Origin of the sequence: Streptomyces sp. NPDC090499, assembly GCF_044769305.1 — a bacterium.
Classification (GTDB): domain Bacteria; phylum Actinomycetota; class Actinomycetes; order Streptomycetales; family Streptomycetaceae; genus Streptomyces.
In genome coordinates this window covers 83999-105658 of record NZ_JBIVXP010000004.1, presented here as the reverse complement: position 1 = coordinate 105658, position 21660 = coordinate 83999, and the positions used below count along the sequence as shown (strand labels likewise).

Below are 21660 nucleotides of genomic sequence, written 5' to 3'. Positions count from 1 at the left end.
CTCCGGCTGTCCGGTTCTCCGGCTGTCCGGTTCTCCGGCTGTCCGGTTCTCCGGTTCTCCGGCTTCTTCGGCTTCTTGGTGGTGGTGGGGCGGGTCAGGACACGGTCAGGGAGATCCGCTGGTGCAGGCGGTCCGAGGCGCTGCCGACGCTGAGGGTGAACGTCCCCGGCTCCACCACGGTGCGCAGCCGCTCGTCGACGAGGGTGAGGTCCCGGGCGGCCGTCACGGGGAACGTCACCGTGACCCGCTCTCCGGCCGCCACCCGCCTCCTGGCCACGCCCCGCAGCCGGATCCGTGGCAGGGAGACGGTCGCCAGGTCGTCGGTGACGTACAGCTGGACGACCTCGGTCCCGTCCCGCCCGCCCGTGTTCGTGATGTCGACGTGGAGGCGGGTCCGGCCGTCCCGTGTGATGTGCGTGTCGTCCAGCCGGACGCCGCTGTGGCGGAACGTCGTGTAACCGCGGCCCGAACCGAACGCGTGCAGGGGCGTGGACGGCATGTCCACGTACGCGCCGGCATCGGCGCGGGCGGGCTTCTGGTCGTAGGTCAGGGGCAGCTGGCCGGCGTCGCGGGGGAAGGTGACGGGGAGGCGGCCGGTCGGCTCGATACGGCCGAACAGCGTCTCCGCCACCGCCCGGCCGCCCGCCTCGCCGGGCAGCCAGGCGATCAGCAGCGCCGGCAGCTGAGCCGTGGCCCACGGCAGGGCCAGGGCGCGGCCGGTGACCACCACGGCGACGGTCGGGGTGCCGGTGGCGTGGACCTCTTCGAGCAGCTGCTGCTGTACGCCGGTCAGGGCGAGGGACGCGGTGTCCTTGAGTTCGCCGTCGGTACGGTCCGGCGAGAGGTAGCCGCCCTTGGTCTGTTCGCCCACGACCACCAACGCGACGTCCGCGTCCTTCGCCGCCGCACGCGCGGCGGCGAAGCCGGAGGTGTCCGTGCCGGTGACGTCGCAGCCGCGCGCGTACCGGACCCGGACCCGGTCGCCGAGCAGGCGGGTCAGCGCCTCGCGGATCGAGGGGGTCTCGTGCAGGGCGGGGTAGGCGTTGTACTCGCCGAGGAGGTTGAGCCTGTCGTCGGCGTTCGGCCCGATCAGCGCCACCGTACGGACCCGGTCGGCGGCCAGCGGCAGCAGTCCGCCCTCGTTCTTCAGCAGCACCATCGACTCGCGTGCGGCGCGCAGTGCCAGGGCCCGGTGCGGTGCGGAGTTGACCACCCGTTCCGCCCGGACGGCGTCGACGTACGGGTTCTCGAACAGGCCCAGGCGTTCCTTCAGGGTCAGGACACGTCGTACGGCCCGGTCGAGCAGCGCCTCGTCGACGCGTCCCTCCCGTACGGCCGCGGCCAGCTGGTCGAGGTAGATCTCGTCCCAGGCCAGGCTGACGTCGACCCCGGCGCGCAGCCCGAGCCCCGCCGCCTCCTGCGCGGTGCCCGCCACGTGTTCGCGGATGAGGCCGTGCAGGTCGTTGCCGATCACCACGCCGTCGAAGCGGAGTTCGTCCCGTAGCAGGTCGGTGAGGTACCTGGGTGAGCCGTGGACGGCCAGCCCGTCGATGGTCTGCTCGCTCGCTTCGGTCATCAGCGCCCCGGCCTCCGCGAAACCCACCCGCCACGGCTCCAGGTGGGTCTGGCGGAAGGCGCGTTCACCGATCTCGATCGAACTGGTCTCCAGGCCGCCGACGTTGGGGGACTCCATGGGGAAGGTGACCAGGGACGTGACCACCGACTCCACGGACGTGAGGTCGTTGCCGGCGCCCTGCATGGCCGGCACCAGTGCGCCGACCATGGCGGCCGTCAGGTACGGGTCCTCGCTGAACGCCCAGATGCCCCGGCCGTAGCGCGGGTCGCGGTTCAGCTCCGCGGTGATGGTGCTCAGCGCGTGGATCCCCACCGCGCGGGCCTCCCGGGCCACCGCCGCGTACACCTGGCCGATCAGCTCGGGGTCGAAGGTCGCGCCGAGCGCCAGTCCCTCCGGGAAGATCGTCGAGCCGGGTCCCAGGGAACCGTGCGTGCCCTCGCTGATCTGCAGCAGCGGCACGCCGAGCGGGGTGTCGCGGGCGAGGCGCTGCAGCCGGTTGTGCTGCTCGGCCTGCTCGCGCGGCGTGAGCGGATGCGGCACCTCGACGGAGCCGGACAGGGTCTGGTTGACCAGGCCGAAGAAACCGCCGCCCGGCCCCAGCCGCAGCTGTCCGGCCCCGGTGCCGACCACGGTCCGGCCGCGTACGTAGGCCTCCCGGTGCTCCGCCGTGCCGGTCGGGTTCGTGGAGTCGCCGAGCAGTACCTGCGGGAGGCAGACCGGGATGTTCAGCTGGGCGATCTTGTCTGCCGTCGTCATACGGGCCAGCAGGGCTTCGACCCGAGGGGAGGCCGCGCGGTCCGTCCGTGGACGGTCCGACGTCGCCCGTGGAGCCGGGGCCGCTCCGGTCGTCACAGTGGCTGCGGCGGCTGCGGCGGCGCCCACCAGCGCACGCCGGGAGATCTTCGCCTGATCCATGCCGCCAGCATGGCGACCCGGCCCCGCCCGGATCAGTTCCCGAAAGTCTGCGTCCGCACATCTTTCGTAGCCGCCTCGGCATTCCCAAGCCGCAGAGAGCAGAGAGCAGAGAGCAGAGAGCAGAGAGCAGAGAGCAGAGAGCAGACCTCGGATCCTCAGATCCTCGGACCCCCGGATCCTCAGATCTCGTAGTCCTTCGCCAGTTCCTCCCAGGCCACCTCCCGCAGCCCCTGGTCCGCGTCGTGGCCCGACGGCGGCTGAGGTGTGGCCTGGAACCAGACGACCGTGAGGGACGAGCCGTGCAGGACCGGGTCGATGTCCCGGGCGACGGGTGCGGAATCGAACAGGCCGATGCAGGCGACCGGCGGGAGGAACTCCGCGGGGCCGAACGGGCCGGCGTGGCGGGTGCGGCCGTACTCGGGGTGTTCGCGCGGGGGCGGGACAAGATGGGTCGGGGTGCGGGGGGTCTCGGCGGCGGCCGCGGCCAACAGCCTTTTGATCCGGCGGTCGTTGAGGGCCTGGTGCGGATAGCCCTCCAGCAGCCCGTCGTATGTCGACGAGAGCCGGAGGTGGGAGAGACCGATCACGCGGCCGGAGGTGAGGACGACACGGGTCAGGGTCATGGAGGGCAGGTTAGGCGGACGGGCGGCTGAGGGCGTTCGATTTTCAGGGCCTACGAGGGCCTACGAGGGCCTACGAGGGCTATGCGAGGGCCTCGGAACGGCGTCGGACGGTGGGGTGGACGGTCTCGAAGGCGTCGGACGGTCTCGGACGGCCTCCTCATGGCTTCTCGGCCTCCTCAGGGGCGGTGCCCGGTCATGCGGGCCGCCGATGCGATCGTCGCGCGGGCCTCCTGTTCCGTGAGGCCGGTGTGGACCGCAGCGTCGATCAGCGGAGCCCGCAGGGCGCGGCCGATGCCGTTCTCGTAGGCGCGGCAGGCCGCCCAGAAGAGGCGGGTGTTGCGCTGGCCCTCGTGGGCGGAGAGGACGAACTGGACCAGGCCCTGGCCACGGTTGCCGACCGAGGGGTGGGTCGCGGGGTGCGGCGCGCGTGCCGGCGGGAGCAGGAGGCGGAGCAGGGACGGGGGGCACGGCGCGGGGACCAGGTGCTCGGTGCCGGGGGCGGTGGCGTAGACGCCGTGGTCGGTGCGGGAGCCGGGGCCGACCAGGTAGCCGCCGGCCCCGCGGATGTCGATGCCCGGGGCGAGCCGGCCGGCCGAGTTGGGGACGACGGTGTCCGGCGGTCCGGTCAGCCAGAGGTGGCGGCCGCCGCTCGGGGTGATGACGACGACCGTCGGCGGGATGGTGAACAGGTGGCGCAGGGCCAGTTCGCGCAGGGCGCCCGTGGCGTCCGTGCCGCTCTTCACGTCGAGGTCGACGCCGATCAGGCGGTGCGGGGGCAGCCCGCAGGCGATGCCGTAGCCGGTCGCCCACGGCGCCGCGGCGAACAGTTCGCGGATGCGGGTCGGGTCGGTGGTGGCGTCGTACACCCCGTGGCCGGGGCGGCCGCACTCGCCGTGGCAGGGCGGCAGCGCGGGGTCGGGGTCGTGGCGGTGGGGGGAGCGCAGGGCGGGGAGTTTCGCGCGGGACAGGGGGATGACGGCCAGGCCGCGCTCGGCGGCTGACAGGGCGTGTGCGAGGGCCAGCGTCGTGGCCTGCCGATCGGTGGTGGCCATGCATCCATGTTCGTACGTGCGTTCGAAAAAGGGAAGGGGGTGCCGGTGCGACACGCCGTGGGCGGCGACTTGGCCGCGGATCGGCGGCGGAACGGTTTTTCCGTTGGGGTGCTTGATGGTGGGTGATGTCCGGAGTGGTCATGACTGGGGTGGAAGTCGACCAAAGATGGTGAAAGGGGTTTATCGACTTGTCATCACGCTTGAGGGCGAATAAGGGCTTCCGGTCTGGTTCGCCGGGGATTCGGTGGGCAACTCTGGTCTCGCGACGTCGAAGACAACCACCGAGGCGGTCGGCCAACTGCCCCGGAAATGGACTTACTTGACGAACTTCCGGCACAGCCGGGCTCTGAGAGGAATCAACATGGCAAGCATCCGTACCGCCCGCGTTCTCGCCGCCGTCTCCGCCCTTCCGCTCGCCGCCGCGCTCTTCGCCGGTGTCGCGGCCGCGGACAACGGCGCGATCGCGGACAACGGATCGAGCGCCAACGTCGGCACGGCCGGCATCATCGGCAGCGGGGTCGGTCACGACAACAACGGCAACTCCTCCACCACCCAGCAGAACGCGGTGGGCAACGGCGCCTCGAACCAGAGCAACACCGCTCAGGTCAACGGCTCCGCGTGGACCGCGATCCAGCAGGGCAACGACAACGTCGCCGTCCACTTCACCCAGCTGTGGTAAGCCCCGCCTGAACCCTGGTGGGGGTGTGGTCTGTGGGGATGGGCAGTACGTCCGCGCGGCGGTGCTTCGGCACCGCCGCGCAGGCGTTTCCGGCTTCCTCCGCCGCTCCCCCCTGCTCTCCTGTCGCCGTCTCTCGACCTTGACAGGCGACCGTATCTGACGGACAGTCAGAAACCATGCATCTGGCTCCCACCGAACGCCAGCAGCGGCTGCGCGCCGAACTCCGCGCCTACTTCCGGTCCTTGATCCCGTCCCCCGCTCCCGAGGACCCCGCCGAACGCCGTGCCCTGCTGCGCCGCATCGGCGCGGACGGCCTGCTCGGCCTCGGCTGGCCCGTCGAGTACGGCGGGCAAGGGCGCGGCGCCGACGAGCAGTTCGTGTTCTTCGACGAGGCGTACCGGGCCGGCGCCCCCGTCTCGATGGTCACCCTGAACACGGTCGGGCCGACGCTGATGAAGTACGGCAGTGCGGCGCAGAAGGCCCGCTTCCTGCCCGGCATCCTCCGCGGCGACCTCGTCTTCGCCATCGGCTACAGCGAACCCTCCGCGGGCACCGACCTGGCCGCGCTGCGCACCCGGGCGGTGCGGGACGGCGACGGCTGGCGGATCGACGGGCAGAAGATCTTCACCTCGGGTGCCCAGCACGCCGACTGGATCTGGCTGGCCTGCCGTACCGACCCCGAGGCGCCCAGGCACCGCGGCATCTCGATCCTCCTGGTCCCCACGGACGCGCCCGGGTTCTCCTGGACGCCGATCGAGACGGTGGGCGGCCAGGTCACGACGGCGACCTACTACGACGGTGTCCGGGTCCCCGCCGACGGTCTCGTCGGCACCGAGCACGACGGCTGGTCGCTCATCACCAACCAGCTCAACCACGAGCGGGTCGCCCTCGCCGCGACCGGCATGCAGGCCGAGGACTTCTACGCGGCCGCGCTCACCGCCGCCCGCACCCCCGATCCGGTGACCGGTCGGCGCCGTGTTGACGAGCCGTGGATTCGTTTCCGGCTGGCCGAGGCGCATGCACGGCTGGCGGCGAACCGCCTGCTCAGCTGGCGTCTGGTGGGGGACGCGGGGGCGGGCCGGGTGGCCCCCGCGGAGGCCAGCGGGGTGAAGTTCGCGGGAACGGAATCGGCAGTCGCGACGTATCGCATGTGTCAGGAGATCGTCGGCGAGGCGGCATTGGTCCGGTCCGGCTCGCCGGGAGTGTTCGGGGACGGCGAGCTGGAGCGGCTCAACAGGGCGGCGCAGATCAACACGTTCGGGGGCGGGGTGGGCGAGGTGCAGCGGGAGATCGTCGCGACGATGCGGCTCGGGATGCGGAGGGGTGGCCGTGGCCGGGGGGACTGACGAGCTGGGGGCGCGGCTCAAGGCGTACGAGGGGCAGCAGGCCTCCCGGGCGGGCACCGGCAAGGACCCGGTCAACCTGCCCATGATCCGGCACTGGTGCGAGGCGATGGGCGACACGAACCCGGCGTACGAGGGGCCGGACGCGATCGCCCCGCCCACCATGCTGCAGGCCTGGACGATGGGCGGCCTCTCCGGGAACGCGGCCCGCACCGGCGCGTACGACGAGATGTCGGCCCTGCTCGACGCGGCGGGCTGTGTCTCGATCGTCGCCACCGACTGCGAGCAGGAGTACCTGCGCCCGCTGCGGCCGGGCGACGAGCCGGCCTTCGACACGGTGATCGAGTCGGTGTCCGGGCGCAAGACGACGAAGCTGGGCACGGGCTACTTCGTCACCACCCGCACGGACATCCGGGTCGGCGGGGAGCTGGTGGGCGTCCACCGCCTCCGCGTCCTCAAGTACGCGCCCGCGGGGAGGCCGGCCAAGGCTCCGCCGCGCCCCCGCCCGGTGGTCAACCGGGACAACGCCGGCTTCTGGGAGGGCGTGGCCGGGGAGCGGCTCCTCATCCAGCGCTGCACCGGCTGCGGCACCCTGCGCCACCCCTGGCTGCCGGGCTGCAACGCCTGCGGCTCCCCCGACTGGGACACCGTCGAGTCGGCCGGCGAGGGCACGGTCTGGTCGTACGTCGTGATGCACCACCCGCCCTTCCCGGCCTTCGACCCCCCGTACGCGGTCGGCCTGATCGAGCTCGCCGAGGGTGTGCGGATGGTGGGCAACGTGGTGGGGGTGCCGTACGACAAGGTGCGGATCGGGCTGCCGGTACGGGTGGAGTTCCGCCGGTACGAGGACGAGGGCGGGGCGTCGACCCTGCCCGTCTTCCGGGTCGCCGACTCGCTCGACACCTTCGGGGCAGCCGGGGCAGCCGCGGCTCCCGGCGCTCCCGGCGCGGAGGTCTGACATGGACTTCACGCCCACCGAGGCCCAGGCCGAGGCCCGTGACCTGGCCGCCAGGATCTTCGCCGACCTCGCCACCCACGAGCGGCTGCGGGCGGCCGGCACCGGCAGCGACCCGGAGCTGTGGAAGGCGCTGTGCGGGGCGGGACTGGTGGCCGCGGTGGAGGAGCTGGGCCTGCTGGGCCTGGTTCTCCTCCTGGAGGAACAGGGGCGTACCACGGCTCAGGTGCCGTACGCGGCGAGCTGCGTGTACGGGCAGCTGGCGATCGCCGCACACGGCACCGACGACCAGCGGGCCCGGCTGCTGCCGGGGATCGGGGACGGTTCGGTGGTGGTGGCCGGGGCCTTCCCCGCCCAACGTGGGGTACGGCCCTCCGCGCGGGGCCGGCTGAGCGGCACCGTCCCCGTCGTCCCGTGGCTGCGGGACGCCACCCATGTCCTGGTCGCGGACACCGGCCGGCGGCTGTGGCTGGTACGACTCGGCGAGGGCACCGGGACCGGCACCGGCACCGAGGAGGTCGAGCTGACCGCGCCCTGGTCGGCGGGGCGGCTCACGCTCGACGAGGCTCCCGCCGAGATGCTGGGCGGCGCGGGCGCCTGCGCCGACGTCCTGGCCACCGCCCGCACCGCCTTCGCCGGTCTCCAGGCGGGCGTCTGCGCGGGCTCCCTCGTCCGGGCCGTGGCCCACACCAACACCCGCGAGCAGTTCGGGCGCCCGCTCGCCACCCGGCAGGCCGTCCAGCTCCGGGCCGCCGACGCCCACATGGACACCGAGGCGATACGGGTGACGGCCTACGAGGCGGCCTGGCGGCGGGACGCCGGTCTGCCGTACGCCACGCACGCGCTGACCGCGGCCTGGTGGGCGTCCGAGGCCGGGCAACGGGTCGTGCACACGGGCCAGCACCTGCACGGCGGCGCGGGCGCCGACGTCGGCCATCCCGTGCACCGGCACTTCCTGTGGGGCCGGCAACTGGACGCGTATCTGGGCAGCGGGAGCGAAGTGCTCCAGGAACTGGGGGAGTTGATCGCGCATGGGAGTTGAGACGACCCGGCCGGGGGCGGGCACCGAGCTGCCGCCGCTGGAGATCCCGATCACGCGGACGCTGATCGTGGCGGGGGCGATCGCGTCCCGGGACTACCAGGACGTGCACCACGACGCCGAACTGGCCCGGCAGAAGGGCTCCCCGGACATCTTCATGAACATCCTGACCACGAACGGCCTGGTCGGCCGGTACATCACCGACTACTTCGGCCCCACGGCGGAGCTCCGCAAGGTCGCCATCCGGCTCGGCGCGCCCAACTACCCGGGGGACACGATGGTGCTGACCGGCCGGATCGAGGAGCTGGACGACGAGCGGGGGACGGCGACGGTCCGGGTGGTCGGCGCCAACGGCATCGGCAACCACGTGACCGGCACGGTGACCCTCGCCTTCGCCGAGGCCACGGTGACCGTCACCGTCACCGACGAGGCGGACGCATGAGCGTGCGGGGCCGGGACTCGCTCGGCGGGCGGGCGGCGGTCGTCGGCATCGGGGCCACCGAGTTCTCCAAGGACTCGGGGCGCAGCGAGCTGCGGCTGGCGGCGGAGGCGGTGCGGGCCGCGCTGGACGACGCGGGGCTGGCCCCGGCGGACGTGGACGGGATGGTGACGTTCACGATGGACACCAGCCCGGAGATCACCGTGGCGCAGGCCTGCGGGATCGGCGAGCTGTCCTTCTTCTCCCGCGTCCACTACGGCGGCGGCGCGGCCTGCGCGACCGTCCAGCAGGCGGCGCTGGCGGTCGCGGCCGGGGTCGCCGAGGTGGTGGTCTGCTACCGCGCCTTCAACGAGAGATCGGGCCGCCGCTTCGGCTCGGGCGTGCAGCACCGGGAGCCGTCGGCGGAGGGCGCGGCGCTCGGCTGGGTGCTGCCGTTCGGGCTGCTCACCCCGGCGTCCTGGGTGGCGATGGCGGCGCAGCGCTACCTGCACGCGTACGGGCTGACCCCGGAGGCGTTCGGGCACGTGGCGGTGACCGGCCGCGCGTACGCGGCGACCAACCCGGCCGCCTACTTCCACGGCCGGCCCGTCACCCTCGCGGACCACGCGGCCTCCCGCTGGATCGTCGAGCCGCTCCGGCTGCTGGACTGCTGCCAGGAGACGGACGGCGGCCAGGCACTCGTCGTCACGTCGGTGGAGCGGGCGCGCGACCTGCCGCATCGGCCGGCGGTGATCGCGGCGGCCGCGCAGGGGGCCGGCCGGGCCCAGGAGCAGATGACCAGCTTCTACCGGGACGACCTGACCGGGCTGCCGGAGATGGGCGTGGTGGCCCGCCAGCTGTGGAGCACCAGCGGACTCGCCCCGGCCGACATCGACGTGGGGATCCTGTACGACCACTTCACGCCGTTCGTGCTGATGCAGCTGGAGGAGTTCGGGTTCTGCGGGCGGGGGGAGGCCGCGGACTTCGTGGCCGAGGCGCGGCTGCCGCTGAACACGCACGGGGGCCAGCTCGGGGAGGCGTACCTGCACGGGATGAACGGGGTGGCGGAGGGCGTGCGCCAGCTGCGCGGCACCGCCGTGAACGCGGTGCCCGGGGCGGGCCGGGTCCTGGTGACGGCCGGCACGGGCGTACCGACGTCCGGGCTGGTCCTGACCTCGGACGGGTGAGGCCGGACACCCCTGGGGTTTCTCCCCCTCAGGGGTAAACCCGCAGGAGTTCCACCCCCGTACTCCACCTTCAGGAGGTGTAGGCAGCCCCACCCCTACAACCTGAGGGGGATTCGGCTTCGGGACCTGCGGCCGATCCGCGGTGACACCGCCCGCTCATAGCGTGGAGCCATGACCACACCCGTCTGCACCAGCGCTTCGGACGCCGCCGCTGTCTCGGCGCGGCAGACCCGCCCGTACGCCCGCCCTTCCTACCCGTCGTTCGCGTCGTACGTCAGGGCCCGTCAGCCCGTGCTGCTGCGCACCGCGCGGTCGCTGACCGCGAACCCGAGCGATGCCGAGGACCTGCTCCAGACCGCGCTCGCCAAGACCTACGTGGCCTGGGAGCGGATCGAGGACCACCGGGCCCTCGACGGCTATGTGCGCCGGGCGCTGCTCAACACGCGGACCTCGCAGTGGCGCAAGCGCCGGGTCGACGAGTTCGTCTGCGACGAGATGCCCGAGCCCGAGCCGGTGCCCGGCGAGGACGACCCGGCCGAACGGCAGGCGCTGCACGACGCGATGTGGCGGGCGATCATGAAACTTCCGGCGCGGCAGCGGGCGATGGTGGTGCTCCGGTACTACGAGGACCTGAGCGAGGTGCAGACGGCCGAGGTGCTCGGGGTCTCGGTGGGCACGGTGAAGTCGGCCGTGTCGCGTGCGCTGGGCAAGCTGCGCGAGGATCCGGAGCTGGACCTCGCGCGTTAGCGGCCCGGCCGGCGGGTCGTGCGGGACCCCCAGGCCTCGCGGGCGTGCGAAGCATCCGGGGCGTGCGAAGCATCCGGGGCGTGCGAAGCCTCCGAGGTGTTCGGAGCCTCCGGGGTGTTCGAAACGTCCGAACAGGCTTTGTTGGCTTTCTCCTAGTGACATACCGCCCGGTATGTGAGCAGAATCAGCGCAGCCCCTTTACCACCGAGTAGGCAATGTCGCCCCCGGGAGGACGCCGTGCTGAGCACCATGCAGGACGTACCGCTGCTGATCTCAAGGATCCTGACCCACGGGTCGAGGGTTCACGGCGCGTCACAGGTGATCACCTGGACCGGCGAGGGCGAGGCGCACCGCCGCAGCTTCGCCGAGATCGGCGACCGCGCGGCCCAGTTGGCGCACGCCCTGCGGGACGACCTCGGAGTCCGGGGCGACGACCGCGTGGCCACCCTGATGTGGAACAACGCGGAGCACACCGAGGCGTACTTCGCGATCCCCTCCATGGGCGCGGTCCTGCACACCCTCAACCTCCGCCTGCCCGCCGAGCAGCTGGTCTGGATCGTCAACCACGCCGCGGACAAGGTCGTCCTCGTCAACGGCTCGCTGATCCCGATGATCGCGCCCCTGCTGGCCAAGCTGCCGACCGTCGAGCACATCGTGGTCTCCGGTCCGGGCGACCGCTCCCTCCTCGTCGGCGCCACCGCGGCCGTCCACGAGTACGAGGAGCTCATCGCCGGGAAGCCGACGACGTACGACTGGCCGGAGCTGGACGAACGCCGGGCCGCCGCCATGTGCTACACCTCCGGCACCACCGGCGACCCCAAGGGCGTGGTGTACAGCCACCGTTCGATCTACCTGCACTCGATGCAGGTCAACATGGCCCAGTCGATGGGCCTGACCGACCAGGACATCTCCCTGGTCGTCGTGCCGCAGTTCCACGTCAACGCCTGGGGCCTGCCGCACGCCACCTTCATGACCGGCGTCAACCTGCTCATGCCGGACCGCTTCCTGCAGCCCGGCCCGCTCGCCGAGATGATCGAGCGCGAGCGCCCCACGCACGCGGCCGCGGTCCCCACCATCTGGCAGGGCCTGCTCGGCGAGCTGACCGCCCGCCCCCGGGACGTCTCCTCCCTCGGCCAGGTCACCATCGGCGGCGCCGCCTGCCCGCCCTCCCTCATGACGGCCTTCGACAAGCTGGGCATGCGGGTCTGCCACGCCTGGGGCATGACCGAGACCTCCCCGCTCGGCACCATCGCCCGCCCGCCGGCCCACGCGGTCGGCACCGCGGAGGAGTTCGCGTACCGCCTCACGCAGGGCCGGTTCCCGGCCAGTGTCGAGGCCCGGCTCAGCGGCCCCGGTGGCGAACGCCTCCCCTGGGACGGCGAGTCGGCGGGCGAGCTGGAGGTGCGCGGCCCCTGGATCGCGGGCGCGTACTACAACGGCCCCGACGCCGAACCCCTGCGTCCCGAGGACAAGTTCAGCGAGGACGGCTGGCTGAAGACCGGCGACGTCGGCACCATCTCCCCCGACGGCTTCCTCACCCTCACCGACCGGGCGAAGGACGTCATCAAGTCCGGCGGCGAGTGGATCTCCTCGGTCGAGCTGGAGAACGCGCTGATGTCCCACCCGGACGTCGCCGAGGCCGCGGTGGTGGCCGTCCCCGACGAGAAGTGGGGCGAGCGCCCGCTGGCCACGGTCGTCCTGCGGGAGGGCTCCACGGCCACCTTCGAGACCCTGCGCATCTTCCTCGCAGAGGAGGGCAAGATCGCCAAGTGGCAGCTCCCCGAGCGCTGGACGGTGATCGAGTCGGTGCCGAAGACGAGCGTGGGCAAGTTCGACAAGAAGGTGCTCAGGAGGCGCTACGCCGAGGGCGACCTGGACGTCACCAGCCTCTGACGGCCGACAGCCCTTGAGCGCCCCACTCTGAGACGCCCCGCGCTGAAGCGCCCCGAAAGGGGCGCGGGGAACTGCGCGACCAGCCACGGACAACCCGCGGCCGACGGTCGGCAGTTCCCCCAACGGCGCTCCCTCAGTTCGTCCCGATCCGCGCCAGCAGGTCCACGATCCGGCTCTGCACCTCGGCACTCGTCGACCGCTCCGCCAGGAACAGCACCGTCTCCCCGGACGCCAGCCGCGGCAGGTCCGCCTGGTCGACCGCCGCCGTGTAGACGACCAGCGGCGTCCGGTTCAGCTGCCCGTTCGCCCGCAGCCAGTCGATGATCCCGGCCTGCCGGCGGTGCACCTGCATCAGGTCCATCACCACCAGGTTCGGCCGCAGCTGCCCGGCCAGCGTCACCGCGTCCGCGTCGCTCGCCGCCCGCGCCACCTGCATCCCGCGCCGCTCCAGCGTCGAGGTCAGCGCGAGCGCGATCTCCGCGTGCTCCTCGATCAGCAGCACCCGCGGCGGATGCTGCTCGCTGTCCCGGGGCGCGAGCGCCTTCAGCAGCACGGCGGGATCGGCGCCGTACGCCGCCTCCCGCGTCGCCTGTCCGAGACCTGCCGTGACCATCACCGGCACCTCGGCCGCCACCGCCGCCTGCCGCAGCGACTGCAGCGCGGTCCGGGTGATCGGCCCGGTCAGCGGGTCCACGAACAGCGCCGCCGGGAACGCGGCGATCTGCGCGTCGACCTCCTCACGGGAGTTCACGATCACCGGCCGGTAGCCGCGGTCGCTCAGCTCCTGCTGGGTGGTGACGTCCGGCGCGGGCCACACCAGCAGCCGGCGCGGGTTGTCCAGCGGCTCCGGGGGCAGCTCGTCGTCCATCGGCTGCGGGCGCGGCGGGTCCGCGACCTCGACCGCCCCGCCCGGACCGTCCAGCGGCTCCGGGCCCTCGGCGGCGTTCACGTCGGGTGCGCCTATCGCGTACGACCGGCCACCGCCCTCGGTGGCTCCCACCAGCCGGGACTGCCCGGCCAGCGACGGCTGCGGCAGCGGCTGGGCGGCGACCGGCTGCTCGGCCGGCGGATGCGGCCGGGCGGACTGTGCGGGCCGGGCCGACTGCTCGGCCCCCGGCTGCTCGGCGGCGGTACCCGGCTCGGGGCGCGTGCCCAGCTTGCGGCGCCGCCCGTTGCCGCCCGGCTGGTGCGGGGGCGGGGTCGGCGTCGGCTGCTGCACCTGCGCGGCCTGCCGCGAGAACGGCACCCCCTGCCCCAGCGTCCGCACACTGAACGCCCGGCCCTGCGTGGAGTCCGGGTCGACCGGTGCCGGTGCGGCCGCCTCGGCGGGCAACGGCTGTGCGGCACGCGCCGGTTGGGCGGCGGGCGCGTCGTCGGCGCCCGGCCACTGCTGCGGTACGGGTGCCACCGGCGCGGCCTCCGCGGGCAGCGGCAGCGGCTGGGCGGGAACCGGCGCGGCTTCGGCGGCCGGGACGGGCTGCCCGGGGGCCAGCGGAGCAGCAGCCGTCGGCTGCGGTTGCGGCTGGTTCTGCGGCGCCGCCTGCGCCGGTACGGCCGCGCCCGGGGCGCCTGCCGCCGGGGCGCCGGGGACACCGGCCGCCGCGGCGACCTGGGCCGCCGTCGGCCCGGCCGGCGCCGGGATGCCCTGCGGTTGTACCGGCCGCACCGGCTGCTGTCCGGGAGCGGGCGCCTGTGCGGGCACCGTCGGTACCGCCGCGGCCGCCGGGGTGTTCTCGGCCGGCGGCTGGCCGACCGCCCGCCGCCGGCGGCCGGTCGGCGCCTCGGTGGGGTGCGGCTGCGGCGGGGTGTGGTCCTCGGCCTGGTCGTGCGCCACGGCGTCGTGCCGGCCCTCGTCGCCCGCCGCCTCCGCCGGTTCCCCGGCGCGGACCGGCTCGGGGGCGCGGTCGGCCGCCGCGGGCGGCAGCGCGAAGACCGGGCGGGGCCCGGCCTGCTGCTGCTCCGCCCGCTCGGCCGCGGCGGCCAGCGCCCGTCGGCGCCGCCCGCCGGACTGGCTCTCGTCGAACACCGGCTCGGCTGCCTGCTCGGCGGCCTGCTCGGACGGCGCCGAGGGCAGCGCGGGCGGCAGCGCCTGCCGCTCGTCGGGCTCGCGCCGGGCGCGCCGCCCCGACGCCGGCACGGGCACGCCCTGCGGCGGAACGGTGCCGCCGAGCCCGGTGCCCGAGGCTGCCGCCCCGGCACCCTGCTCGGCCGCCGTCACCACGGCACCCTCGGCGACCCCCGGGCCGCCGTCACTGTCGGCCGGGCGTCCGCGCCGCCGTCCGGTACCGCCGGACCCCGGCTCCGCGCTCTCGATCGCCGGGGGCCCGCTCTCCGGGCCCGCCGCCTCGGCGGTCCGCCGGCGCCGGCGCCCGGTCGGCACGGCCGGGGCCTCGCCCTCGCCGCCCGCCTCGCCGGGAACGTCGCTCTCCAGGAAGGCGTCCACGGAGGACCGCCGGGCCCGCCGCCGCCCACCGGCGCCGGTGTCGTCGGCGGGCGCGACGAGGGCCACCTCGGTACCGGGCGGCGGGGGCACCGCGCCGGCACCGCCCCCGATCGGCACCTCCAGCACGAACGCGCTGCCGCTCATGCCGGGCACCTCGTGCGTCTGCAGCACGCCGCCGTGGGCCCGCACGATCCCCCGCACGATCGGCTCGTGCACCGGGTCTCCCCCGGCGTAGGGACCGCGCACCTCGATCCGGACGACCTCGCCGCGCTGCGCCGCCGCGACGACGACGGTGTTGTCCATGTAGCCGCCCGCGGAGACCGGCGCGTTGCCGGTGGCGTCGACCCCTGCCACGTCCGCGATGAGATGCGCGAGCGCGACGGCGAGCCGCTGCGGGTCCACCTCGGCCTCGATGGGCGGCGCGTGCACGGCGAACTGCACCCGCCCGGGGCCGATCAGCTCCACCGCGCCGTCCACACCGGCGGCGACGACGGCGTCGAGCATGACCTTCGTGCGGTTGACGTCCTCCGCCCCCGCGTCCAGCCGCTGGTAGCCGAGCACGTTGTCGATGAGCTGGGTGATCCGCGAGTAGCCGGCCGAGAGATGGTGGAGCACCTGGTTGGCCTCGGGCCACAGCTGCCCGGCGTCGTCGGCGGCGAGCGCGGCCAGTTCCCGGCGCAGCTCGTCGAGGGGGCCGCGGAGCGACTGCGCGAGCAGCGTCAGCAGCTGCTCGTGGCGCCCGGAGAGGGCCTCGTACCGGTCCTTCTCGCGCTCGCCGAGGGCCGCGTACCGGTCCTCGCCGGCCGCCAGTTCCTCGGCGTGCCGTTCGAGCAGCTCCTCGACCTCGGTGACGTGCTTCTGGCGCAGCGCGGTCAGGTCGGAGGCGTGCTCCTCGGAGAGCCGCTCCACCTCGTTGGCGTGCGCCTTCTCCTGGGCCGTCTTCTCGTCGACGACGGAGTCGTAGGGCCGCCGGTCGGTGAACGTCATCACGGCGCCGACCAGCTGGTCGCCGTCGCGCACCGGTGCGGTCGTCAGGTCGACCGGCACCTTCTTGTCGCCCTTGGCCCACAGCACCTGCCCGCGCACCCGGTGCTTGCGCCCGGAGCGCAGGGTGTCGGCGAGCGGCGACTCGGCGTACGGGAAGGGGGAGCCGTCGACGCGCGAGTGCAGCACGAGGTTGTGCAGCTCCTTGCCGCCGAGCTCACCGGCCCGGTACCCCAGTATCTGGGCGGCGGCCGGGTTCACCAGGACGATCCGCCCGTCGGTGTCCGTGCCCACGACACCCTCGCTCGCCGCCCGCAGGATCATCTCGGTCTGCCGCTGCGAGCGGGCCAGCTCGGCCTCGGTGTCGACGGTGCCGGTCAGGTCGCGGACGACGAGCATCAGCAGCTCGTCGCCGCTGTAGCCGTAACCGTCGTAGGCCTGCTGTCCGTTCTCCAGGTTGGCGCTGGTGACCTCGACCGGGAACTCGGTCCCGTCGGTGCGCCGCGCGATCATCCGGGTCGGCTTGGTACGCCCCCGCGGGTCCATGTGATCGGGCCGCCGCATGGAGCCCGGGATCAGGCGTGAGTCGAACTGCGGGAGCAGGTCGAGCAGCCCGCGTCCCACCAGCGCGGTGCCCGGGGCCTCGAAGGCCTCCAGGGCGATGCTGTTCGCGTTGACGACGGTGCCGTTGGCGTTGACCAGCACCAACGCATCCGGCAGCGCGTCCAGTATGGCTGCGAGGCGAGCAGCGCCTCGGGATGGCCTGCTGCTCACGAGACGCTTCCTCCCTGTTACCGCACCTTGCCGACCGCTCGGGCCATCTTGCCAACCGGCCCGCGGCGTGTCACGCGAGGGAGTCTAAAGGCACCGGTTGCGCTCGCGGCGCCGGATGAGAGGGAGGTCGCACGACGAAGTGACGGCGAACATGTGACCGACACGCTTCGTCTTCGCCATACCTTCGCGAGACTTTTGCGCGAGCGGGGCCGCGCCCGTGGAACGCCTGTGCCTGCCGTCGCCCGCCGGGGCCCGTCGTCAGCCGAGATCACCCGGTGTGCCGAGACCGGGGAGCAGGGGCACCATCCGGTCCCAGCGTCCGATCTCGCACCCGTTGCTGCGGTCGTACGTCGCGTCGACCGGGCGGCCGGCCCAGGTCCCGGTGACACGGGCGGTGGCCGGGCCGCCGTAGAGCATGGTGCAGGCGGTGCCCGGGGCGACCGGTGCGAAGGTGTCCCGGCCCCAGCGGGTGTTCCGGTCCAGCACCAGGCAGGCCCCGGCCACGTCCGGATGGCTGCCGGCGCCGGGGTGGCAGGACAGCTCGTACGTCCCGTCCCGCCCGTTTCCGGTGTGGCGGACGGTGACGGTGAGGTGGTCGCCCGCGACGGCGGCCGAGGCGGGCAGGGCGGGGACGGACCCGAGGACGGCGGCGACGGCCCCGAGGGCGCCCCGCACGGCGAAGTGCGACATGCCCTGCTCAACGCGCGCCCCGGCCGGACGTTGCGCGACGCCCCCGCCGGAGGGAAGGGCTTTGCCCTGCGGCCCGGCTGCCTAGTACCGTGGGAGCCGATTGGTGACACCACGCTCGACTGTGTCATCATCTGCACGCACCACTCGCGCTCACGCGGGCGGATGTGCTGGAGGCGTCGCCTAGTCCGGTCTATGGCGCCGCACTGCTAATGCGGTTTGGGCCTTAAAGCCCATCGAGGGTTCAAATCCCTCCGCCTCCGCACCTGACTCAGGGAGTCCAACCGTTTCGGTCTGGGCTCCCTGATTCGCGTTTTCGGCGTTTCCGCAGCTCACAAGGGGTGCGCCTAACGGATTTCACATGGCGGCGGCAGTCATGTAATGTTCTTCCTGTCGCCGCGAGCGGGCCGGAAGGGCCGGGAGCAGGGACAGGAAAACAAAACAACAAGCACTCGTAGCTTAACGGATAGAGCATCTGACTACGGATCAGAAGGTTGCAGGTTCGAATCCTGCCGAGTGCACAGAGATCAAAGGGCCCCGGATCACTCCGGGGCCCTTCGGCGTTCCGGGGCTGCGGATCTCGTGATCGGTTGCGGCTGTGCCGGCCGCCGCCGCGCCTCGGTGGCGAATCGGCCGGTGCGGTGCATCCTGGAAGCGAGGTCCTGCCCTCCCATGCCACAGCCCGTGCGGCTGCCCCGGAAGGATGTGCGCGCATGCCCGTCGTCATCGCCCGCCTGCATCCCGCGCCGGGCCAGACCCAGAAGGTGCTGGACGTGTACCGCGAGTTCGCCCCGCTGGTCCACCAGGAACCGGGATGCGCGCTGTTCGCGCTGCACACCGACGGCGAGGGTGTCTTCGTCGTCGAGCACTGGCTCACCTCCGAGGACTTCCAGGCGCACGTGGCCGGCGTGAACCTCCAGCGCATCAGGAACGCGCTCACGCCGCTCGTGGCCGCGCCCTCGGAGATCTGGCCGGTGGAGAGCGTCCCCCTCGGCGACCCCGGCAAGGGCGTGATCGGGTAGCGACCTGCCGTCCGGTCCGGCACCGGCCCCCGGCCCGTCCCCGGAAACGTTTTGCCCAGGTGTGATCGCCGTCATGGGTCATGTCGTCGTGAAGCGGGGAAGGCTCATGGTGACGTGGGGCCGGACCGTTGTCGACGCCATGTTGCGCCGGAGGACTTGAGGCCAGTGCCGACGAGATCAGGCCGCACCTGGACCGGCGGCCCCTGCGTGCTGGCCCTCGATTGATCCGTGTGCTTCCCTGAGACGAGAACTGAACAGCGCTACCTCTTCCGCAACTCGGCGCCCGGCGCCGTCGGTTGCGGCCCGACGCAGGTTGACATCCGCGGGGTTCGGAACACCGGCCGAGGTCCGCGGGGCGAGGAGCACGGGGGGTTCATGGAGACGTCAGCGGCTGACGTGGAGATCGACTTCGACGTGGTGAACCTCAGCGGTTCCGCGAATCTGGATCTGGAGGAACTGCCAAAGAACGCTCTTGGCCGGTCCATACGTCGGGTTCGGCGGGACACTCTGGAGCACCGCGCGGTGGACGTGTCCATGTTCACGTCGGCGCTCTGATGGGTGCGTAGACAGCGGGGACCGCGTGGCAGGAGGTGGCACGTGCGTGATGCGAACCCGTTCGTCGAGTGGGTGGTCAAGGTTGCCCAGCCGTGCAACCTGGCATGCGACTACTGCTACGTGTACGAGACGGCGGATCACAGCTGGCGGCACAAACCGCCCGTCATGGCCCCCGGGACCGCGGACCAGCTGGCCCGCCGCATCGCCGAGCACGCCAGACGTCACGCCCTGCCCCGGGTCCGGGTGACCCTGCACGGGGGCGAGCCCCTGCTCGCCGGCCCGTCCCGAATCGAACACCTGCTGGCAGTACTGGAGTCGGAGCTCCACGGCACGGCTGAGTGTGATATCTCCGTGCAGAGCAATGCGACACTTCTCAATCCCTTATGGATGGACCTGTTCCGCCGACACGGGGTGTCGGTGGGCGTCAGTCTTGATGGCGGTCGCGAGGCGAACGACCGCCACAGGCGTGCCAGGAACGGGCGAGGCAGCCACGCCGCCGTCCAGAGGGGATTGGAACTCTTGAGGAGACCCGAGAACAAGGCGCTGTTCGCGGGCCTGCTCTGCACCGTGGACCTCGACAACCCGCCGCTCGACGTCTTCGAGTCCCTGCTCGCGCACGAGCCGCCGGCCGTCAACTTCCTGCTGCCGCACGCCACCTGGGAGCACCCGCCGCCCGGCCACGACCCGGTTCGCACACCGTATGCGAACTGGCTCCTGACGGTGTTCGAAAGGTGGTACGCGGCACCGCGTCAGGAGACCGGCGTCCGCCTGTTCGAGGACCTCGTGGACCTCGCGCTCGGCGGTGAGGTGCGCTCGGAGAGCACCGGACTGGCCGACACCGACTTCCTGGTGGTCGAGAGCGACGGGACGATCGAATTATCCGACTCCCTGAAGATCACGCAGGAGGGCGGCGCGGCCACGGGGCTCGACATCTTCGCCCATGACTTCGACACCGCCGCGCGGCACCCGGCCGTGGCCGACGCCCGCCGCGGGGGGCTGGCGGCGCTCGCCGACGTGTGCCGCGGCTGTGAGGTCGTGCGGATGTGCGGCGGCGGCCTTCGTGCCCACCGCTTCCGCCCGGACACCGGCTTCGCCAATGCCAGCGTGTACTGCGCCGACCTGCGCGTGCTCACCACCCGGATCCGGGACCGCGTCGTGGCCGACGCCGGCGCCCTGCTCGGGAGCATGTCGTGACGGCCCCGGCGACCCTGCGGATGAGCGTCGCGGACTTCGCGGGCCTGGCGGCCTGTCGGCCGTCCCCGGCCGCCCTGCGGGTCCTGCGGGACGGCCAGGTCTCCCGGCGCCTGCTCATGCTGATGAGTGTCGCCGACGCGGCCCGCAGCAGCCTGCCGGAGTTCTGGGAGTCCTCGGGAGCGGCGGCCTGGGAGCTGTGCCTGCGGGCCCGCGGCGCGGACGTGCGGGCCTTCGAGGACGTACTGCTCCATCCCCATGTCGGTGTCTGGCTGGGCCGTTGCCTGCGGGAGCTGGACGACCCGCGTGCCGCCGTCCGGGCGAGCGCCGAATGCGCCCGGCTGACCGGTCTGGCGGCCGCCGCCGCGTTACGGGCCGGTCTCCGCCCGCACCTCGCCCTCCCGGCACCGGGCTCCCTGGTCTGGCTGCCCACACTGGGCAGCGTCCGGTCGGCCGAGGACGCGCGGGAGGCCCGCCTGCGGGGTGACGTCCTGGACCTGGCCGGGCGGTCCGTGGCCCTGCTGGAGCCGGACGAACCCGCCCTCGGCGACCCGGCCCTGTGCGCACCGCGCCCGCTGACCGCCACGCCTGCGGGAGACGCGCCGCCGTTGTCGGTGGTCCTGGAGGACACCGACCCCTACCGGGACGCGCACCGCCATCCGGTGCTGCCCCGCCAGACGGCCGGGGAACTGCACGCCTGGCAGGTGTCGGTGGCCTCGGCGTGGGACGTGGTGACCCGCCTCGTCCCGGAACGGGCGGCGGCCTGTGCCGCCCTGTGGACGGCGCTCGTGCCGCTGCGGCCGCCGTGGACCGGGCGGGGGGTGAGTTCCTCGGCGCGGGAGGCCTACGGGGCGATCGCGGCCTCGTACACCACCGATCCGGTACGGCTGGCCGAGACGGTGGTGCACGAGAGCGCGCACATCGCCTTCGGGGCCCTGGCCGATCTGGTCGATCTCGCGGATCCCGAGGACCGCACCCTGCAGCAGGTCGGCTGGCGGGAGGACGCCCGTCCGGTCGGGTCCGTGCTCACGGGAACCCACGCCCACCTGGCGCTGCTGGAGTTCTGGCGCCGCCGCCACCGGGAACTGGGCGGTGCGCAGGCCCGTGCCGCGCGGGCCCGGCTGCACCACTACGGGCGGCAGGTCGCGGACGCCCTGGGGATTCTGCAGGTCCACCCCGCGCTCACGCCCATCGGCGCCCGCTTCGTTGCGAACATGGCGGAAGAGGCGGCGCGCTGCGGCTTCCCGGTGCGTCCGCCACCCTCCCTGCGTCGCAGTGGTCCCCCACCCGTTCGGGTGGCGTCGCGGCGGGCGCCGAACCTGACGCGAAGGCGCGGAGCTTCCTCCCCTGTACAGGGCGTGGCGGGCCCGGGCCGTGGTACGGCCGGGTGCGGCGGGAAGACGTCCGACGAAACGACACCGGGGGCGGGCTGATATATGAGGACGCGGTGGCAGGGCGGAAACGCGACGGCGCGGCGGAAAGCCGCGACCGCGCAGCGAGCGGCGAGACCGCGCGGCCTGGGCGCATCACCAGATTATCGCCATGTCCGGAACAAACATCGACGTGGTGCCGGTGGT

The 21660-nt window shown here is 73.1% G+C and carries 17 protein-coding genes and 2 tRNA genes; 14 read left to right on the top strand and 5 right to left on the bottom strand.

All coding sequences use genetic code 11. The features are described from left to right. Nucleotides 1-94: 94 nt before the first annotated feature. The 3 genes from ACIQVL_RS16150 to ACIQVL_RS16140 all read right to left on the bottom strand — a co-directional run bounded on the left by ACIQVL_RS16150 (nucleotide 95) and on the right by ACIQVL_RS16140 (nucleotide 4166). Entirely contained in the window at nucleotides 95-2491 is a 2397-nt protein-coding gene (locus tag ACIQVL_RS16150; protein WP_403475590.1) for a glycoside hydrolase family 3 C-terminal domain-containing protein, read from the bottom strand. A 179-nt stretch (nucleotides 2492-2670) separates the two neighbouring features. After that, nucleotides 2671-3114 carry a hypothetical protein gene (locus ACIQVL_RS16145; RefSeq protein ID WP_403475589.1) on the bottom strand — a complete coding sequence of 148 codons (444 nt, stop codon included), beginning with the start codon at nucleotides 3112-3114 and terminating at the stop codon, nucleotides 2671-2673. Nucleotides 3115-3290: 176 nt separating this feature from the next. Beyond that, a complete protein-coding gene (locus ACIQVL_RS16140; RefSeq protein WP_403428330.1) occupies nucleotides 3291-4166 on the bottom strand; it encodes a bifunctional DNA primase/polymerase in 876 nt (291 codons plus the stop codon). A 361-nt stretch (nucleotides 4167-4527) separates the two neighbouring features. Between ACIQVL_RS16140 and ACIQVL_RS16135 the strand changes: the two genes are divergently transcribed. From ACIQVL_RS16135 to ACIQVL_RS16100, 8 genes are all read left to right on the top strand, one after another. Further along, entirely contained in the window at nucleotides 4528-4845 is a 318-nt protein-coding gene (locus tag ACIQVL_RS16135) for a hypothetical protein (protein ID WP_403428327.1), read from the top strand. Between the two features lie 176 nt (nucleotides 4846-5021). Beyond that, nucleotides 5022-6191 carry an acyl-CoA dehydrogenase family protein gene (locus ACIQVL_RS16130; RefSeq protein ID WP_403475588.1) on the top strand — a complete coding sequence of 390 codons (1170 nt, stop codon included), beginning with the start codon at nucleotides 5022-5024 and terminating at the stop codon, nucleotides 6189-6191. Further along, nucleotides 6175-7146, top strand: coding sequence for a bifunctional MaoC family dehydratase N-terminal/OB-fold nucleic acid binding domain-containing protein (locus ACIQVL_RS16125; protein WP_403475587.1), 972 nt, complete (start codon nucleotides 6175-6177; stop codon nucleotides 7144-7146). The genes ACIQVL_RS16130 and ACIQVL_RS16125 overlap by 17 nt, the downstream gene beginning before the upstream one ends. A 1-nt stretch (nucleotide 7147) precedes the next feature. Continuing rightward, nucleotides 7148-8185 carry an acyl-CoA dehydrogenase family protein gene (locus ACIQVL_RS16120; protein ID WP_403428322.1) on the top strand — a complete coding sequence of 346 codons (1038 nt, stop codon included), beginning with the start codon at nucleotides 7148-7150 and terminating at the stop codon, nucleotides 8183-8185. Next, nucleotides 8175-8624 (top strand): MaoC family dehydratase, encoded by a 450-nt coding sequence (locus tag ACIQVL_RS16115; protein ID WP_403475586.1) that lies wholly within the window; start codon nucleotides 8175-8177, stop codon nucleotides 8622-8624. The genes ACIQVL_RS16120 and ACIQVL_RS16115 overlap by 11 nt, the downstream gene beginning before the upstream one ends. Beyond that, a complete protein-coding gene (locus tag ACIQVL_RS16110) occupies nucleotides 8621-9787 on the top strand; it encodes a lipid-transfer protein (RefSeq protein WP_403475585.1) in 1167 nt (388 codons plus the stop codon). Before ACIQVL_RS16115 ends, ACIQVL_RS16110 begins: the two co-directional genes overlap by 4 nt. A 171-nt stretch (nucleotides 9788-9958) precedes the next feature. After that, a complete protein-coding gene (locus ACIQVL_RS16105) occupies nucleotides 9959-10534 on the top strand; it encodes a SigE family RNA polymerase sigma factor (protein ID WP_403428316.1) in 576 nt (191 codons plus the stop codon). Between the two features lie 237 nt (nucleotides 10535-10771). Then, the gene (locus tag ACIQVL_RS16100) at nucleotides 10772-12427 is read left to right on the top strand and encodes a long-chain fatty acid--CoA ligase (protein WP_403475584.1); all 1656 of its coding nucleotides are present in this window, start codon (nucleotides 10772-10774) and stop codon (nucleotides 12425-12427) included. A gap of 133 nt (nucleotides 12428-12560) precedes the next feature. On the opposite strand, the gene ACIQVL_RS16095 is transcribed toward ACIQVL_RS16100, so the two are convergent. Further along, complete coding sequence (locus tag ACIQVL_RS16095; protein WP_403475583.1) at nucleotides 12561-16628, bottom strand: PAS domain-containing protein; 4068 nt, start codon at nucleotides 16626-16628, stop codon at nucleotides 12561-12563. A 258-nt stretch (nucleotides 16629-16886) separates the two neighbouring features. Then, nucleotides 16887-17318 (bottom strand): SSI family serine proteinase inhibitor, encoded by a 432-nt coding sequence (locus ACIQVL_RS16090; protein WP_403428311.1) that lies wholly within the window; start codon nucleotides 17316-17318, stop codon nucleotides 16887-16889. A gap of 169 nt (nucleotides 17319-17487) precedes the next feature. Between ACIQVL_RS16090 and ACIQVL_RS16085 the strand changes: the two genes are divergently transcribed. The 6 genes from ACIQVL_RS16085 to ACIQVL_RS16060 all read left to right on the top strand — a co-directional run bounded on the left by ACIQVL_RS16085 (nucleotide 17488) and on the right by ACIQVL_RS16060 (nucleotide 21516). After that, nucleotides 17488-17578: transfer RNA gene (locus tag ACIQVL_RS16085), tRNA-Ser, on the top strand. A 185-nt stretch (nucleotides 17579-17763) separates the two neighbouring features. After that, a tRNA-Arg gene (locus ACIQVL_RS16080) sits at nucleotides 17764-17836 on the top strand. 192 nt (nucleotides 17837-18028) lie between these two features. Continuing rightward, entirely contained in the window at nucleotides 18029-18337 is a 309-nt protein-coding gene (locus tag ACIQVL_RS16075; RefSeq protein WP_403475582.1) for a putative quinol monooxygenase, read from the top strand. A 375-nt stretch (nucleotides 18338-18712) separates the two neighbouring features. Continuing rightward, entirely contained in the window at nucleotides 18713-18892 is a 180-nt protein-coding gene (fxsA, locus tag ACIQVL_RS16070; protein ID WP_366353630.1) for an FxSxx-COOH cyclophane-containing RiPP peptide, read from the top strand. Nucleotides 18893-18934: 42 nt separating this feature from the next. Next, on the top strand, nucleotides 18935-20086 hold the full coding sequence (locus ACIQVL_RS16065; RefSeq protein WP_403475581.1) for an FxsB family cyclophane-forming radical SAM/SPASM peptide maturase: 1152 nt from the start codon (nucleotides 18935-18937) through the stop codon (nucleotides 20084-20086). Next, the gene (locus ACIQVL_RS16060; protein ID WP_403428305.1) at nucleotides 20083-21516 is read left to right on the top strand and encodes an aKG-HExxH-type peptide beta-hydroxylase; all 1434 of its coding nucleotides are present in this window, start codon (nucleotides 20083-20085) and stop codon (nucleotides 21514-21516) included. The genes ACIQVL_RS16065 and ACIQVL_RS16060 overlap by 4 nt, the downstream gene beginning before the upstream one ends. The last annotated feature ends 144 nt before the right edge of the window (nucleotides 21517-21660 follow it).

Coding starts and splice junctions, on each gene's coding strand:
- ACIQVL_RS16130 (WP_403475588.1), top strand. CDS start 5,022: ATGCATCTGGCTCCCACCGAACGCCAGCAGCGGCTGCGCGCCGAACTC.
- ACIQVL_RS16090 (WP_403428311.1), bottom strand. CDS start 17,318: ATGTCGCACTTCGCCGTGCGGGGCGCCCTCGGGGCCGTCGCCGCCGTC.
- ACIQVL_RS16110 (WP_403475585.1), top strand. CDS start 8,621: ATGAGCGTGCGGGGCCGGGACTCGCTCGGCGGGCGGGCGGCGGTCGTC.
- ACIQVL_RS16140 (WP_403428330.1), bottom strand. CDS start 4,166: ATGGCCACCACCGATCGGCAGGCCACGACGCTGGCCCTCGCACACGCC.
- ACIQVL_RS16075 (WP_403475582.1), top strand. CDS start 18,029: ATGCCCGTCGTCATCGCCCGCCTGCATCCCGCGCCGGGCCAGACCCAG.
- ACIQVL_RS16120 (WP_403428322.1), top strand. CDS start 7,148: ATGGACTTCACGCCCACCGAGGCCCAGGCCGAGGCCCGTGACCTGGCC.
- ACIQVL_RS16135 (WP_403428327.1), top strand. CDS start 4,528: ATGGCAAGCATCCGTACCGCCCGCGTTCTCGCCGCCGTCTCCGCCCTT.
- ACIQVL_RS16150 (WP_403475590.1), bottom strand. CDS start 2,491: ATGGATCAGGCGAAGATCTCCCGGCGTGCGCTGGTGGGCGCCGCCGCA.
- ACIQVL_RS16145 (WP_403475589.1), bottom strand. CDS start 3,114: ATGACCCTGACCCGTGTCGTCCTCACCTCCGGCCGCGTGATCGGTCTC.
- ACIQVL_RS16105 (WP_403428316.1), top strand. CDS start 9,959: ATGACCACACCCGTCTGCACCAGCGCTTCGGACGCCGCCGCTGTCTCG.
- fxsA (WP_366353630.1), top strand. CDS start 18,713: ATGGAGACGTCAGCGGCTGACGTGGAGATCGACTTCGACGTGGTGAAC.
- ACIQVL_RS16115 (WP_403475586.1), top strand. CDS start 8,175: ATGGGAGTTGAGACGACCCGGCCGGGGGCGGGCACCGAGCTGCCGCCG.